Consider the following 15,784-nt stretch of genomic DNA (forward strand, 5'->3'; position numbering starts at 1 on the left):
AATGGCGTGTTGCTGTCGGCCGATCCGTCGGCACTCGACCATTAGGCTCGACGGTTATGACAGCAGGCACGACCCCGCAGGACAGCGTGTACCGCCTCAGCCGACACGGCGATGTCGACGTGGAGGCCGGTGTCGTCGATTTCGCCGTCAACGTGCGCGGTGAGGCGCCAGAGTTCGTCCGCGCCGCGATCGCCGACGCCTGTGCACGTCTCGCGTCCTATCCGAGCACCGCGCACGCCGATGCCGCGATAGCTGCGATCTGTGCACTACACCAACGGGATCCGGACGAGGTCATGCTGCTCGCGGGCGCCGCGGACGGGTTCGAGGCGCTGCCACGGCTCGGGTCTCGGCACGCCGCGCTCGTCCAACCCTCGTTCACCGAGCCGGAGATCGCCCTGCGGGCAGCCGGAATCCCCATCACCCAGGTGCAGTTGCCGCCGCCGTGGTGCATCGACCCCGACGACATCGCCGACCGCATCCCCGACGATGCCGACCTCGTCGTCGTCGGCAACCCGACCAACCCGACGTCGGTGTTGCACAGCAGAGCCGCGCTCGATGCGATGCGCAGGCCCGGACGAATACTCGTCGTCGACGAGGCGTTCGCCGATCTCACCGTCGATCCGGTCACCGGCGAGCGTGAGCCGCAGTCCCTCGCGTCGATGCGTAACGACGACATCGTCGTGTTACGCAGCGTGACAAAGACTTTCGGACTCGCCGGCCTGCGCGCGGGGTACCTCCTGGCGTCGCCCGAGATCGTCGAACGGCTGAGCCGGGGACGTCGACCCTGGCCGTTGTCGACGCCCGCGCTCGCTGCTCTGGCCGAGTGCGTCGGCCCTGCGGGACAACGGTTCTGCGACGACGCTGCGCGCGCCGTCGCGGCCGAGCGAGACTTCATGCTCGACCGGCTCGCACTGGCGGGGATCAGGACGTGCACACAACCCGAGGCGCCGTTCGTGCTCATCGAGACGCCGAACGGCATCGCGGTCAAGAATGCTCTTCGCGCAGCGGGTTTCGGTGTGCGAAGCTGCGCCAACTTCGTCGGCCTCGACGGCGATCACCTGCGGCTCGCGGTGCGCGACAACGCCACCGTCACCGCAATGGTCGACGCACTGGCCCGCGCACGAAAGGACGTCGACGATGACGCACAAGGATGAGTCCACAACGGTGACTTCGGTGACCGGGACATCAGATGCTGGGATATCGGTGGGATCGGTGGCCGATCTGCTCGATCGCGTCTACCCGCCGAGGCTGGCGGAGGCATGGGACTCGGTGGGACTCGTGTGTGGGGATCGCACGGAAGCCGTTGCGCGGGCGCTGATCTGCGTCGACGTCACCGATGCCGTCGTCGACGCGGCGGTCGCAGGCGACGTCGACATCATCGTCGCGCACCATCCGCTGCTGTTGCGCGGGGTCGACTCGGTTGCCGCCGATACCGCGAAAGGCTCTGTGCTGCATCGGCTGATCCGCGCGCGCACGGCGCTGTTCACCGCACACACCAATGCCGACAGTGCACGTCCGGGAGTGTCGGATGCGCTCGCGGATGTACTCGGCGTCGTCGACACCTCACCGCTGCAGCCCGCGCCGTTGGCGCCCATGGACAAGTGGATCGTCATGGTGCCCGAGGGCAGCGCCGAGCAGGTCAGCGAGGCGATGTTCGCGGCGGGAGCCGGGGCTATCGGTGAGTACCGCGACTGCGCGTGGTCGGTGGTGGGCGTCGGTCAGTTCGAGGCGCGAGGTGCGGCCAATCCGACGATCGGGTCGCTGGGAGAACGGACGCATGTCGACGAAGCGCGGGTGGAAATGGTCGCGGCGCGCGGTCTGCGCCGGTCCGTGCTCGCTGCACTTCGTGCCGCTCACCCCTACGAGGAGCCCGCATTCGACATCCTTGCCGAAGAAGCCATCGACTCGGACACGGGTCTCGGCAGGGTCGGGCGGCTCGCATCGCCGTCGACCGTCGGGGAGTTCGTGACGCGAGCAGCCGGTACGCTGCGCTCGCCGTGGGGAGTGCGTGCCACCGGGGAGCGCAGCCGCGTCGTGGAGACCGTTGCGGTGTGCGGTGGCGCGGGCGATTCGCTGCTCGACACGGTTCGTGGCCTCGGCGTCGACCTGTATCTGACCGGCGACCTGCGGCACCATCCGGTCGACGAGGCGCTGCGTGCGGGCGGACCGGTGTTGGTCGACGCGGGGCACTGGGCCACCGAATTCCCGTGGTGCACACAGGTTGCCGAACTGTTGGCGAACAGGCTCGCACTCGACGTCGAGGTCTTCGCGACGCCAACCGACCCGTTCACGCTGCATGCGGATTGCTGAGCGACGGTGGGTACCGCGTACCGTTGACCGAACGTGTGAACTCCAGGAGGCCCCCATGAAAGTCGATGCCGAGTGAAGGCCGACCCGTCCGCGCAGCGACATCTGCTCGACCTTGCCGACGCCGATGCCGCCGTTGCCCGCGTCGACCATCGCGGCAAATCGCTGCCGGAGGTGGCCGAGATCGCCGAGCTGACCACCAAGATCGACTCGACTCGCGACGACCTTGTGCGCGCCGACATCTCCGCTGAAGACCTCACCCGCGAGTATCGACGCGTCGACAGCGAGGTGACCGGAATGGCCGACCGCGAGCGCAAGGACTCCGCGCTGCTCGCCGGTGGGGGACTGGCGCCCAAGGCGTTGTCGGAGTTGCAGCACGAACTCGGTAGCCTCGCCCGCCGCCGCTCCGTACTCGAAGACGACCTGCTCGGCGTCATGGAACGACAGGAAGCCGTCGAAGCCGAACGGCAGCGCGCCTCGGCGACCGTCGAACATCTGCAGACCCAGCTCGCGGACGCCGAGAAGCGACGCGACGAGGCGAAGGCTGCTGTCGACGCTGATCGCGAGGTCGCGATCACACGCCGCGAGGCGATCGCCGGTGACATTCCCGCGGACCTCCTGGCGATCTACGACCGGCAGCGCGCCGCGGGCAAGATCGGTGCGGGACTGCTGCGGGCGCGACGCTGCGGAGCGTGCCGGATGGAGCTCGACCGCGGAACCCTCGCCTCGATCGCCGCTGCCCTCGCAGACGACGTGGTCCGGTGCGAGGAATGCGGCGCAGTTCTCGTCCGTACCAACGAGTCCGGTCTGTAGGCGCAACCGTGAGCTCCGGTTCGGCGGCCACGCCGTCGTGGCAGGGGCAGCGTGCAGAACCGACGCGCCTGGTGTTGCTGCGACACGGCCAGACGCCGCTGTCGATCGAACGACGCTATTCGGGCCGGGGCAACCCCCGGCTGACCGAGCTGGGGGAACAGCAGGCACTCGCCGCGGCGTCGCGCATCGCCGCTGAGGCCGACGTCGCTGCCGTGGTCAGCTCGCCACTCGACCGCGCACGCCAGACTGCGCAGGCCGTCGTCGACCGGATCGGCGGCGAGGTGATCGAGGATGCAGGCTTCATCGAGAACGACTTCGGTGGCTGGGAAGGGCTGACGTTCTCCGAGGCCGCGGCCCGCGACCCGCAGGTACACGCCCGCTGGCTCGGCGACTACACCGCCCCGGCACCCGACGGCGAGAGCTTCGCGCAGGTTGCTGAGCGGGTGATCGCGGCGAAAGACCAACTGGTCCAGAAGTATTCGGGGCGGACCGTGGTGGTGGTGTCGCACGTGACACCGATCAAGACGCTGCTCCAACATGCGCTGACAGTCGGACCGGAGCTGCTGTTCCACCTCCACCTCGACCTCGCGTCGGTGTCGGTGACCGAGTTCTACCCGGACGGCGGCTCGGTGGTGCGCTCGGTCAACGAGACCGCCCACTTGAACTGACCCTGCCGACCGGGCGTCCCGTACTGCCGACTGGGCGTCCCGTACTGCCGACTGGGTGTCGTGTACAGCCGAGTGGGCGTCGTGTCGTGCCGAGTGGGTATATCCGGACCGAGGGCGAACGAGTCGGCGTGTAAGCCGGATCCTGTGCCGACACGAAGTCGGCGGCGACCATCCATCTGGACACACCGTCGCCGGGTGCCTCGAGCAGCCAACCCACGGACTCGGGCGAGCAGCCCTCGATCATCCGTGCACACGCACCTCGCGGTCCGTGCTTCGGCCTTGCTCCGGGTGGGGTTTACCAAGCCGACGCGGTCACCCGCGTCGCTGGTGCGCTCTTACCGCACCGTTTCACCCTTACCGATCTTTCGATCGGCGGTCTGTTCTCTGTGGCACTGTCCCGCGGGTCACCCCGGGTTGCCGTTGACAACCACCCTGCTCTGCGGAGTCCGGACTTTCCTCGGCGCGCGGCATTGCCAGTGATCTGGCCGTTCCGCTCGCCGCGGCCGCCCGGCCGACTCGTTCGCCCGTACAGCTTAGCCCGCTGACACGGGCATCCAGCACGCCCGTTGGAGCTGCGGGGAGCGCCCAGCCGACGTTCTGCTGCGCCCAGTCGACGGTCAGGAGCGCACAATCGACGGTCTGAGGCGCCCAGTCGGCACTCTGGAGCGCACGGTCGGCGATAGTGTCGAAAGAGTGCAGCGCAGATTCTCCGCCCCCGACATCGACTTCGAGTCGATCCGCACCGAGCTGGGGATCTGCGAGGACTACGGCGAAGCCGCGCTCGACGAGGCGGAGCACGCGGTCGACGCACACGCCGAGCGGGTAGACCGTCGCGACATCCCGCTGGTCACGATCGACCCGCCGGGGTCGATGGACCTTGACCAGGCGGTCGCGATGTCGTTCGACGCAGACGGCTTCGAGGTCCACTACGCGATAGCCGACGTCGCCGCGCTCGTTCGGCCAGAGCATGCACTCGACGCCGAGAGTCGACGTCGAGGCGCGACCATCTACTTCCCCGACGGCTCGGTGCCGTTGCATCCGAGGGTGCTGTCGGAGGGATCGGGATCGCTGCTCCCCGGCGTGACGCGCCCCGCGGTGCTGTGGACGATCCGCGTTGCACCGGACGGCGACGTGACCGGAGTACACCTCGAGCGTGCACTCGTGGAATCGGTCGCACGACTCGACTATGCGGGAGTGACGGCGGACGCCGCCGCACGCACCCTGCATCCGTCGATCAGCGCGCTGCCCGCGTTCGGTGAGCTCCGACGTCGAGTTGCGTTGGCGCGCGGGGCAATCGAACTCGACCTTCCCGACCAGGAGGTGACCCGCGTCGACGACGGATGGGTGCTCGCCCTTGCGGCTCGCACGCCCGCCGATATGTGGAACTCGCAGTTGTCGCTTCTCACCGGCACCTGTGCGGGAAAGATCATGGCCGACGCGGGTATCGGTCTGCTGCGCACGCTTCCACCGGCACCTGCCGACGCCGTCGACAAGCTCAGAGCGACCGCCGACGCTCTCGACGTCGCGTGGCCCGACGACGCGACCCCCGGACATTTCCTCGCGGCACTGCCGGTCGACGAGCCGTCGACCCTCGCCCTGATGTCGCAGGCGAGTTCGCTGATGCGCGGCGCGGGGTACCTCCCGCTCGGCGTGCAGACCGGTGAGGCGGACACGGCCCCTCCAACGCGCGACGAGATGGTCCACTCGGCGATCGGTGGCGTCTACGCACACGTGACCGCGCCACTGCGACGCCTCGGCGATCGATTCGCCACCGAGGTGTGCCTGGCCGTCACATCGGGAAACCCGGTGCCAGACTGGGTGTTACGTGCGTTGCCGACACTGCCGGGCATCCTGCGTTCTGCCGACTCGCTCGGGTCGTCTGCCGACCGGGAGAGTATCGACCTCGCCGAGTCGGTGATACTCGCCGACCGAGTCGGCGAGCGCTTCGACGCCGTGGTCCTGTCCGGGGCGACAGCGAAGACCGGAGCGGCAGCGAAGAAGCGCGCGAAGATCTTCATCGCACAACCGCCGATCCTGGCCGAATGCGACGGCACTCCGACCGCGGCCTCGCGTATCGACGTCACCCTGACCGCAGCCGATCCGGCGTCGCGCAAAGTACGCTTCGCACCATCGAACGCCTAGCGGCAGCCTTCGGCGTCAGCAGTCCGGGACTGGCTTCGGCTCAGCAGTCCGGGACCGCCTTCGGCTCAGAGATCCTTGGCGGCCTTGCGGTATGCGGCAATCGCCTGCTCTCCGTTGGCCTGTTCACGGGCGTCGATTCGACCGAGCACGAACAGATCCATGCCCGACAACTCGCCCGACGCCGCCAGCTCGGCCAGCCGTGCGCGATTGATACGCGAGTCGTTGTAGTCGCCGAGCGCCGACTGGAGGTCCTTCGCCGTCTTCGAGATCTGCTTGTACTTCTTCTTCTGCAGCGGTTCGGCGGCATCGGTGCTGTAGCGCAGTCGTTTTGCGCGTTTGCGGATGGTGTGGAGTTGCTCCGACCACTCGTGCGATCCTTCGGGCAACTCCGCGAGCTCGCGATGTGCCTTCCGAATGTGCTTGCGGCTCTTGCTGATCGCCTTGTCGACGGCGGTCGTCGCAGGCAGGTCGGCATCCGGTCCGGCTGGTGGATCGGCGATCAATTCGTCGATGGCGTCGAGCAGTCGGAAGTAGCGCTGCGAGTTCATCGCCGCGTGGGTCGCGGCGACGGCGCGATCGTGTGCCGCGGATTCCGTGCCCGCCAGCGCGTTCACCAGCGTCTCCGATGCCACTTCGTCGCGCAGCAGAGTGCTGTCGATCTCCAGTTGCACTTCGGAATCGCGTGCGTCGCCGAGGATGCGCGCCAGCAGTTTCAGTTCACCCGCGATGTGTTCGGTGCGGGCGGCGTCGAGCACTGTGGGAAAGCCGGAGAACACGCTGCGCATGCGGCGTGCGGTCACGCGCATCTGATGCACCGCGTCGTCGGCGTCCTCGCGAACCAGCGGATCCCAGGCGATGAGGGAATTGCGGTGCCGCGTGACGTCGGCGATCACCAATTCGAGCGCCGATGGGTGGCGCCCCAGCGTGGGAGGCGGTGTCACCGCGGGCGTCGAGCCGATGGCGCGCGCGAGTTTCGACGCACTCGACGGTTCCTGACCACCGGCGCCACGAAGCAGTTTGTGCGCGGCCTTCAGTAGTTTCTGAGTGCCGCCCTCGAGGAGTTCGAACTCCCACTCGGACCATTGCTGCGACGACCCGCCCGGCAGCAACGACTGCGCGGTCACGCGGTCGTCGGCGAACTCGGCAAGCTTCACGCCGTCGGTGCCCAGCAGCGTCGTGATCGTGCGGACCGTCGAGATCGCCGCCACCGGTAGCAGTGGCCTATGCCGGGTGTAGACGAGTACCGGGTCGACGAGTGCGTCGGGGATGTCGCCGTCGGCGGGAGCCTCGTCGAAAGTCACCTGTAGTTCGCGTCGTGCGCCCGGGACATCGCCGGGGCGCTTGAGGTGCCATCCCTCGTCGTGTCCACCGCGCCTGCGCCGCATGGTGATTCGGTTCGACGCGAGGTCGAGGTTCTCTGTGTCGAAGTACGTTGCGTCGAGGGTGAACGTCTCCGGTTCCGTGGCCGCCACCACGCCCGGGAGGACGCGAAGGTCGGGCGGCGTGATGCCCGGATCGACATCGAATTTGAGCTCCACCTCGACCTGCTCGCTTGCGGGCAACTCGTCCTCCTGTCGGTAATGGCTGAATTGAGTCTAGGCGAGCGAGTCAGCGATCGGCGAAGACATCGGTTGCTTCGACGAGATGATGTGCGATGCCCGGTTCGAAGGACGCATGGCCGGCATCGGCGACGACGTGCAGCGTCGCCGACGGCCATGCGCGGTGCAGATCCCAGGCGCTGCGCATCGGGCATACGACGTCGTATCGGCCCTGCACGATCACCGCGGGGATGTGTGCGATGCGGTCGATGTCGCGGAGTAGCTGGCCATCCTCGAGGAAGCCGTGATGAACGAAGTAGTGGTTCTCGATCGAGGCGAATGCGAGGTCGAACCGCGATCCCACGTCTTCCTTCGACGCCGCTGCCTCCTCGGGCTTGGGGATGAGGTAGCTCGTCGCCTGCTCCCAGCCGGTCCAGGCCCGTGCGGCGGCGACCGCGACGTCGGTGTCGTCGGAGGTGAGTAGTCGGTGATAGGCGGCGACAAGGTCGCCGTCGCGTTCGTTCTCGGGGATCGGCGCGAGATAGGACTCCCACACGTCGGGGTAGATGTGCGCCGCACCGCCGTTGTAGTACCAGTCGATTTCGCTGCGACGCAGCAGGAAGATCCCGCGGAGCACCAACTCGGTGACGCGGTCGGGGTGCGCCTGCGCGTAGGCGAGCCCGAGCGTCGAACCCCACGAGCCGCCGAAGACCTGCCAGCGCTCGATGTCGAGGTGCGTGCGCAGCGACTCCATGTCGGAGATCAACTTGGGTGTGGTGTTCACCGAGAGGTCGGCGCCGTCGGCGATGTGGGGGCGCGACTTTCCGCATCCGCGTTGGTCGAACAGGACGATTCGGTAGCGCGCGGGGTCGAAGAAGCGTCGCTGATCGGGGCCGGTGCCTCCGCCGGGGCCGCCGTGGACGAACACCGCAGGCTTGCCGTCGGGGTTGCCTGAGGTCTCCCAGTAGATTTCCTGGCCGTCATCGACAGCCAGGTGTCCCGACGCGTAGGGCTCGATGGGCGGGTAGAGGCTTCGCATGCCCTCACCCTATGCCGACCTGTTTCGGATCGGCCGCGCCGATCGCATCCGCGCGCGGGTCGGGTCGGCCGCCCCGCGCGCGGATCAGATCAGACGATCAGTAGCTGTGCTCCGGAGCGGGGAATACCCCGCGGCGCACCTCGTCGGCGTATGTTGCTGCGGCGGTGCGCAACTCGCCGCCGACGTCGGCGTACCGCTTGACGAACCGTGCGGTCTTGCCGTGTGTGAAGCCTGCCATGTCCTGCCAGACGAGTACCTGGGCGTCGGTCTCGTTGCCCGCTCCGATGCCGACCGTCGGGATGGTGAGTTTGCGCGTGATCTGTGCCGCGAGTTCTGCGGGGACCATCTCCATGACCACTGCGAATGCGCCGGCTTCCTGGACGGCGATCGCGTCGGCGATGAGCTGGTCCGCCGCGTCGCCGCGACCCTGGACGCGGAACCCGCCGAGTCCGTTGACGCTCTGCGGGGTGAAACCGATGTGCGCCATCACGGGGATTCCGGCTGCGGTCAGCGTGGCGATCTGGTCGGCAACGCGTTCTCCGCCTTCGAGTTTGACCGCGTGTGCACCGGTCTCCTTGAAGAAGCGGACGGCTGTCTCGAGTGCCTGCTGCGGGCCTGCTTCGTAGCTGCCGAACGGGAGATCGGCGACGACGAGCGCGTGGGGTGCGCCGCGGACGACGGCGCGTGCGAGCGGGATCAGCTCGTCGATGGAGACGGGGATGGTGGTGTCGTAACCGAGGACGACGTTGGCGGCCGAATCGCCGACCAGAAGAACGGGGATCTCGGCCTCGTCGAAGATGCGGGCCGTCGAATAGTCGTATGCGGTGAGCATCGACCACTTCTCGCCCTGCTCTTTCATCTGTGCCAGATGATGGATGCGGGTGGTGCGTCGACGCGGTGCGGATTCGCCGGATGCTGAAGTGCCGGACGTGGGAGCGCCACCGTAGATGGGCGCGTCGGAATGAGCTGCCTCGTGGGACATCGTTGTCTCTTTTCTTCCTCGAGTCCCGCGTGGCGGGTACCCGGGCTGTGTTCGGACGCCTCCATGGTCCCACCGAAGTGCTGGGTGAAAACCCGCGATAGACGTGTGATTGCTCACATCGCGCAGGCATGTGCACTCGGGGTCTCGACAAGCTCGACCAGCGGTGTCGACACGCGCGTCCGTACCATCACCGTGGTGACCTGCTCTTTTCTCGCGCGGAGGCCTCTGCGGTCTCGACGTGCGTGCGGGCAGGGTCGCGTGGGGCGGCTGCTGACCACGGTGATGGTGGGGCTGCTGGTGTGCGCGGGTTGCGCGTCGACCGATCGCGCCGCCGAGGTCGGGACGATCGACTGGGGAGCGTGCGCACACGGTGTGGGCGCAGGCCCGTCGGCCGCGCGGGTGGAGTGCGGGACGCTCGCGGTGCCGCTCGACCCCTCGAAGCCGCACGGTCGCACGATCACGCTCGCGGTGGCCCGGCTCCGGGCGTCGGAGCGCAGCGACGCGACGGTGATCGTCAATCCCGGAGGGCCAGGGGCCTCGGGCGTCGACTATCTCCTCGGAGCCGCGGATCGTCCTGCGGCACAACGATTCACGACGCACAGCGACGTCGTCGCGTTCGACCCTCGTGGGGTCGGTGCGTCGGTCCCGACGGTGCGGTGTCGGACAGCGGCCGAACTCGACGCCGAGCGCGAGGCGGACACCGGTGATCGTTCGCCGCAGGGAATCGCTGCCGCCGAGGCGATGAACCGTGGCGTTGCGCAGAAGTGTTCGACGCGAACCGGCGACGAGTTCCTCGGACTCCTCGGCACCTCCCAGGTCGTCGACGACGTCGACCGGCTCCGCGCGGCACTGGGCCGCTCCCGAATCGACTTCATCGGGTTCTCCTACGGCTCGAAGATCGGGCTCGAATACCAGCAGCGCTACCCGGACCGCCTGTTTCGGATGGTCATCGACGGGGCGGTCGACCCCGACGCGGCTCCGATTGACGCCGCCGTGACGCAGGCGAGGTCATTCCAGGAGGTGTTCGACGGCTTCGCTCGTGACTGCACGCGGGTGCCGGGGTGCGCGCTCGGCGCCGACCCCGCGGACGCGCTGGTGCACTACCAACGCCTCGTACGGCCATTGACGCGGAGCCCCGCGCCCGCCGGGTCTGGTCGCACACTCGACTTCCAATCGGCGGTCGACGGCACGAGTATGGCGCTCTATCGCACCGACCTGTGGCCGACGTTGCGCTCGGGACTCGCCGACCTCGCTGCCGGACGCGGGGGCGAGTCGCTGATGTCGCTAGCCGACCTGTTGGAGGGCTGGGGACCCGGCGGACGCTATGACAACTCGGCCGACGCCTACCTCGCGATCGGGTGCGCCGACGGTCCGCGCATCACCGACCGTGCTGACAATGACGACCTCGATCGCAGACTGCGCGCCGCCGCGCCTTACACCGATGACGGTCGCGGGACCGGGCATGCACCGCTGGATCCGTGCGCCTTCTGGCCGCCGATCAGTGACGCAGCGGCGACGTCGAGCCAGAGCATGCAGTCGGAGACCGGAGCGGCGGCGAGCGTGCCGTCTCCCGCGCCGCTGGTCGTCGCCGTGACGCATGATCCGGCGACGCCGTACGCCGTGGGCGAGGAGATTGCTCGGCGCACCCGCGGCACGTTGATCACAGTCGACGGATACGGCCATACTGCGGCGCTACAGGGTAATCGGTGCGTCGACAGGGCCGTCGACGATTACCTTTCGAATCTCGCTGAGTTGAATGGGCCTCTCGCATGCTGAGATGGCTGCGCCAAATGTGCAGGTTGTCGAGTTTGAATTATGAACGTAACACCGATTTAACAGGCTACTTCTAATGTCGGCGGTCATGGATCGCCAAAAGGAATTCGTGCTGCGGACCCTCGAAGAGCGCGACATCCGATTCGTTCGTCTCTGGTTCACCGACGTCCTGGGATATCTGAAATCCGTGGCGATCGCGCCCGCAGAACTCGAAGGCGCGTTCTCAGAGGGTATAGGTTTCGACGGCTCGGCCATCGAAGGATTCTCGCGTGTCTCCGAAGCCGACACCGTCGCCAAGCCCGATCCGTCGACGTTCCAGATCCTGCCGTGGACCACGTCGTCGGGCAGGCATCACTCGGCACGCATGTTCTGCGACATCGTGATGCCCGACGGCACACCGAGTTGGGCCGACTCGCGGCACGTGCTGCGTCGCCAGCTCAACAAGGCAGCTGACCAGGGATTCAGCTGCTACGTACACCCCGAGATCGAGTTCTTCCTCCTCAAGGACGCCCCCCTCGACGGCAGCGTCCCAACGCCCGCCGACAGCGGTGGCTACTTCGACCAGGCCGTGCACGACGCCGCTCCCAACTTCCGTCGGCACGCGATCGAGGCGCTCGAGTCGATGGGCATTTCCGTCGAGTTCTCGCATCACGAAGGCGCGCCGGGACAGCAGGAGATCGACCTGCGTTACGCCGATGCGCTCTCGATGGCCGACAACGTGATGACGTTCCGGTACCTGATCAAGGAGGTCGCGATCGGTGAGGGTGTCTGGGCGACGTTCATGCCCAAACCCTTCAGCGATCACCCCGGATCGGCGATGCACACCCACATGAGCCTGTTCGAGGGCGACGCCAACGCCTTCCACAACCCCGACGACCCGATGCAGTTGTCGGAGACCGGCAAGAAGTTCATCGCGGGAATCCTGCACCACGCCAACGAGATCAGTGCGGTCACCAATCAGTGGGTGAACAGCTACAAGCGCCTGATCTACGGTGGGGAGGCACCGACCGCGGCCACCTGGGGCGGCGCGAACCGCTCGGCACTCGTGCGTCTGCCGCTCTACACGCCGAACAAGGCGTCGTCGCGCCGCGTCGAGGTCCGCAGCCCCGATTCGGCCTGCAACCCCTACCTGACCTTCGCGGTGCTGCTCGCCGCTGGGTTGAAGGGGATCGTCGAGGATTACGAACTGCCCGACGAGGCCGAAGACGACGTGTGGGCACTCACGCCTGCGGAGCGTCGCGCAATGGGTTACAAGGAACTGCCCGGCAGCCTTGCCGACGCGCTACACCAGATGGAGAAGTCGGAGTTGCTGGCAGAGACGCTCGGCGAGCATGTCTTCGACTACTTCCTGCGCAACAAATGGGCTGAATGGGACAACTACCGCAGCCTGGTCACCCCGTTCGAGTTGAGGAACTACCTCCCGCTGTAGCTGCTTTGTTGGCAACCCGTGTCCGGTATCAGTGGGCGGGGCGCTATTTTCTTAGGTGTGACAACACTTCGAGGGCGGGGCGGCGTACCGGCGGTGGGGCGTCTGGGTCTGCTCGACCCTGACGCCGAGAAGAATCTCTCCGACCTCGGGTGGAACAACGAGGAGTCCATCGAACTGCTGTGGGCGTTGTCGCGCTCACCCGACGCCGACCTCGCGCTGCGCGCGATCGTCCGGATGCGATCGCAGGTGGGCGACGACTGGTCGGAAATCGACACGCTGCTGCGCACGGACAAGGGCTTTCGCGGTCGGTTCCTGGCGGTCCTCGGGTCGTCGGACGCCCTCGGCGACCACATGGTGGCCGAGCCGGAGGCGTGGCGTCGTCTGATTCCGGCCGAACTCCCCGACACCGACGAGATCAACCGGCAGATGCTCGCGGCCGTCGACGCGGTCGCCGAGCCGGGCGAGACCGAGCGGGGCAACAAGATCTACCGCGCGGGATTCAGCGGCCCGAAGGCCGTGGTGGCGTTGCGGGCGGCCTACCGCAACCTCGTCTTGCAGGTTGCGGCGCACGATGTCGCATCGACGGTCGAGGACGAACCGGTCATCTGGTTTCCCGAGATCGGAGCGCTCCTCGCCGACCTCGCCGACGCCGCGCTGACCGCGGCGCTGGCCGTCGCATTCCGCGAGGTGTGTGGCGACAAGCCGATCCCGGTCAGGCTCGCGGTGATCGCTATGGGCAAATGCGGTGCACGAGAACTGAATTACGTCAGCGACGTCGACGTGGTGTTCGTCAGTGAGCCGGCAGACGGAACGTCGGCACGCATCGCGGGGGAGATGATGCGCGTCGGGTCGTTGGCCTTCTTCGAGGTCGACGCCGCGCTGCGCCCAGAAGGCAAGTCCGGGGCGCTCACCCGCACGCTCGATTCGCACGTCGCCTACTACAACCGGTGGGCGAAGACGTGGGAGTTCCAGGCGCAGCTGAAGGCGCGACCGATGACCGGCGACATGGAACTCGGGCAGCGGTATCACGACGCCATCAACCCGATGGTGTGGCAGGCATCCGAGCGCGACGACTTCGTGCCCGAGGTCCAGGCGATGCGACGTCGTGTGGAATCGCTTGTGCCCGAAGAAGAACGCGACCGCAACCTCAAGCTCGGCAGCGGCAGTATTCGCGACGTCGAGTTCGCCGTGCAGATGCTGCAGATGGTCCACGGCCGCGTCGACGAGTCGCTGCGGGTCCGTTCGACCGTCGAGGCACTCGATGCGCTGACGGCGGGTGGATACGTCGGCCGCGACGACGGCGCCAACCTCAATGCGTCGTATCAGTTCCTCCGGCTGCTCGAACACCGGCTGCAGTTGCAGCGCATGTCGCGAACCCACCTGCTCCCGGAGCTCGACGACGACGACAACATGAGGTGGCTTGCCCGCGCCGCGCACATCAGGCGGGAGGGCGACCTCGACGCAACGTCGGTGCTGCGCAGGCAGATCAAGCATCAGAGCCTCCGTGTGCGACGACTGCACCAGAAGCTCTTCTACCGCCCGCTGCTCGAAGCCGCGGTCCGCCTGGACACCACTGAACTGACGCTGACAGACGAGTCGGCGCAGCGGCGCCTCTCCGCGCTCGGCTATGCGCAGCCCGAGCGGGCACTCAGTCATATCCGTGCGCTGGCATCCGCGTCGGGTCGACGTGGTCAGGTGCAGCGTTTGATCCTGCCGCAGTTGCTCGAATACATCGGTGACACACCGGATCCCGACGCCGGTCTGCTGAACTATCGCAGGCTGTGCGACGTGATGGACAACGACTGGTTCCTGCGTCTGCTGCGTGACGACGGAGTCGTCGCGGCTCGTCTGATGCATGTGCTTGGCACGTCGGAGTACATCGCCAACCTGCTGATGCGTTCGCCTGAGGTGATCAATCTCTACACCGACGGTGCCGACGGCCCACGACTGTGCGAGGTACGTCCGGAGGACGTGGCGAAGGGACTCGTCGCGTCGACAGTGCGACAGCCCGACCTGCGTCGAGCGGTTGCGGCAGCGCGGTCGCATCGGCGTGCCGAACTCGCGCGTATTGCGTCCGCGGATGTTCTCGGCCTGCTCGACGTACCGCAGGTGTGCGAGGCGCTGTCGAGTGTCTGGGCCGCAGTTCTCAACGCCGCGTTGACGTTTGCGATCCAGGATTCCGAACGCGTCGAGGGCCGCGCGGCACCCGCGCGGATCGCGGTGATCGGTATGGGTCGGCTCGGCGGTGGCGAACTCGGCTACGGTTCCGACGCCGACGTGCTCTTCGTCTGCCAACCGAATCCCGGCGAAGACGAGACCAAGGCCGTGCGGTGGGCGCAGACCATCGCCGAGGTGGTCCGCTCGATGCTTGGAACGCCCAGCGACGACCCGCCGCTGATCGTCGACACAGGGTTGCGCCCGGAAGGGCGCAACGGACCCGTCGTGCGCACGCTCGCCGCCTACGCCGCGTACTACGAGCAGTGGGCCCAGGCGTGGGAGGTGCAGGCACTGCTTCGCGCACACCAGGTCGCGGGCGACGAGGATCTCGGAATCGAGTTCCTGCACATGGCCGATCGCATCCGCTACCCCGAAGGTGGCGTCTCCGCTGACTCTGTCAAAGAGATCCGTCGAATCAAGGCTCGTGTCGATGCCGAGCGGTTGCCACGCGGAGCAGATCCGGCCACCCACACCAAGCTCGGCCGCGGTGGACTCGCCGACATCGAGTGGACCGTCCAACTGCTGCAGCTGAAGTACGGACACCGCTACCAGTCGCTGCACAACACGTCGACGCTGCAGTCGCTCGACGCGATCGGGTCGGCGGAACTGCTCGCCGAAGACGACGTCGCGCTGCTCAAGGACGCGTGGATCACCGCGACCAAGGCACGCAACTGCCTGGTCCTGGTGCGCGGCAAACCCGTCGATCAGCTCCCCGGCCCGGGAAAGCAGTTGCGGCAGATAGCATTTGCTGCAGGCTGGCCGGAGGATCAGGCGGCCGAGTTCCTCGACCACTACCTCCGGGTCACCCGCCGCGCAAAAGCCGTTGTACTCAAGGTCTTCGGCGCTTGATGAGAGTTTGTAGGGCTCGATGAGAGT

11 protein-coding genes and 1 other RNA gene are annotated in these 15,784 nt (G+C 67.2%); 8 read left to right on the forward strand and 4 right to left on the reverse strand.

The window, feature by feature from the left end:
• The first annotated feature begins 56 nt into the window (after positions 1 to 56).
• The 4 genes from cobC (at position 57) to GOSPT_RS11955 (ending at position 3,788) form a co-directional block, all read left to right on the forward strand.
• Entirely contained in the window at positions 57 to 1,154 is a 1,098-nt protein-coding gene (gene cobC, locus GOSPT_RS11940) for an Rv2231c family histidinol phosphate aminotransferase CobC (protein ID WP_005206445.1), read from the forward strand.
• Positions 1,138 to 2,310 carry a Nif3-like dinuclear metal center hexameric protein gene (locus GOSPT_RS11945; RefSeq protein ID WP_005206446.1) on the forward strand — a complete coding sequence of 391 codons (1,173 nt, stop codon included), beginning with the start codon at positions 1,138 to 1,140 and terminating at the stop codon, positions 2,308 to 2,310. The genes cobC and GOSPT_RS11945 overlap by 17 nt, the downstream gene beginning before the upstream one ends.
• 72 nt (positions 2,311 to 2,382) lie before the next feature.
• On the forward strand, positions 2,383 to 3,120 hold the full coding sequence (locus tag GOSPT_RS11950) for a zinc ribbon domain-containing protein (protein WP_005206447.1): 738 nt from the start codon (positions 2,383 to 2,385) through the stop codon (positions 3,118 to 3,120).
• Positions 3,121 to 3,128: 8 nt separating this feature from the next.
• Positions 3,129 to 3,788 (forward strand): histidine phosphatase family protein, encoded by a 660-nt coding sequence (locus tag GOSPT_RS11955; RefSeq protein WP_005206448.1) that lies wholly within the window; start codon positions 3,129 to 3,131, stop codon positions 3,786 to 3,788.
• Between the two features lie 115 nt (positions 3,789 to 3,903).
• On the opposite strand, the gene rnpB is transcribed toward GOSPT_RS11955, so the two are convergent.
• Positions 3,904 to 4,307, reverse strand: an RNA gene (rnpB, locus tag GOSPT_RS22830) — RNase P RNA component class A.
• Between the two features lie 174 nt (positions 4,308 to 4,481).
• On the opposite strand from rnpB, the gene GOSPT_RS11960 reads away from it, so the two are divergent.
• Complete coding sequence (locus GOSPT_RS11960) at positions 4,482 to 5,930, forward strand: RNB domain-containing ribonuclease (RefSeq protein WP_005206449.1); 1,449 nt, start codon at positions 4,482 to 4,484, stop codon at positions 5,928 to 5,930.
• Between the two features lie 65 nt (positions 5,931 to 5,995).
• On the opposite strand, the gene GOSPT_RS11965 is transcribed toward GOSPT_RS11960, so the two are convergent.
• From GOSPT_RS11965 to panB, 3 genes are all read right to left on the reverse strand, one after another.
• Positions 5,996 to 7,492, reverse strand: coding sequence for a CYTH and CHAD domain-containing protein (locus GOSPT_RS11965; RefSeq protein WP_005206450.1), 1,497 nt, complete (start codon positions 7,490 to 7,492; stop codon positions 5,996 to 5,998).
• A 46-nt stretch (positions 7,493 to 7,538) separates the two neighbouring features.
• Entirely contained in the window at positions 7,539 to 8,507 is a 969-nt protein-coding gene (pip, locus tag GOSPT_RS11970) for a prolyl aminopeptidase (protein ID WP_005206451.1), read from the reverse strand.
• 97 nt (positions 8,508 to 8,604) lie between these two features.
• On the reverse strand, positions 8,605 to 9,489 hold the full coding sequence (gene panB / locus GOSPT_RS11975) for a 3-methyl-2-oxobutanoate hydroxymethyltransferase (RefSeq protein ID WP_005206452.1): 885 nt from the start codon (positions 9,487 to 9,489) through the stop codon (positions 8,605 to 8,607).
• Between the two features lie 258 nt (positions 9,490 to 9,747).
• On the opposite strand from panB, the gene GOSPT_RS11980 reads away from it, so the two are divergent.
• From GOSPT_RS11980 to GOSPT_RS11990, 3 genes are all read left to right on the forward strand, one after another.
• Positions 9,748 to 11,265 (forward strand): alpha/beta fold hydrolase, encoded by a 1,518-nt coding sequence (locus GOSPT_RS11980; protein WP_005206453.1) that lies wholly within the window; start codon positions 9,748 to 9,750, stop codon positions 11,263 to 11,265.
• Positions 11,266 to 11,350: 85 nt separating this feature from the next.
• Positions 11,351 to 12,691 carry a type I glutamate--ammonia ligase gene (glnA, locus tag GOSPT_RS11985; protein WP_039855829.1) on the forward strand — a complete coding sequence of 447 codons (1,341 nt, stop codon included), beginning with the start codon at positions 11,351 to 11,353 and terminating at the stop codon, positions 12,689 to 12,691.
• A 57-nt stretch (positions 12,692 to 12,748) separates the two neighbouring features.
• Positions 12,749 to 15,757: a bifunctional [glutamine synthetase] adenylyltransferase/[glutamine synthetase]-adenylyl-L-tyrosine phosphorylase gene (locus GOSPT_RS11990; RefSeq protein WP_197501414.1), complete on the forward strand. Its 3,009-nt coding sequence runs from the start codon at positions 12,749 to 12,751 to the stop codon at positions 15,755 to 15,757.
• Positions 15,758 to 15,784 lie beyond the last annotated feature (27 nt).

This window comes from Gordonia sputi NBRC 100414 (genome assembly GCF_000248055.1).
In the GTDB taxonomy this organism is placed as follows: domain Bacteria; phylum Actinomycetota; class Actinomycetes; order Mycobacteriales; family Mycobacteriaceae; genus Gordonia; species Gordonia sputi.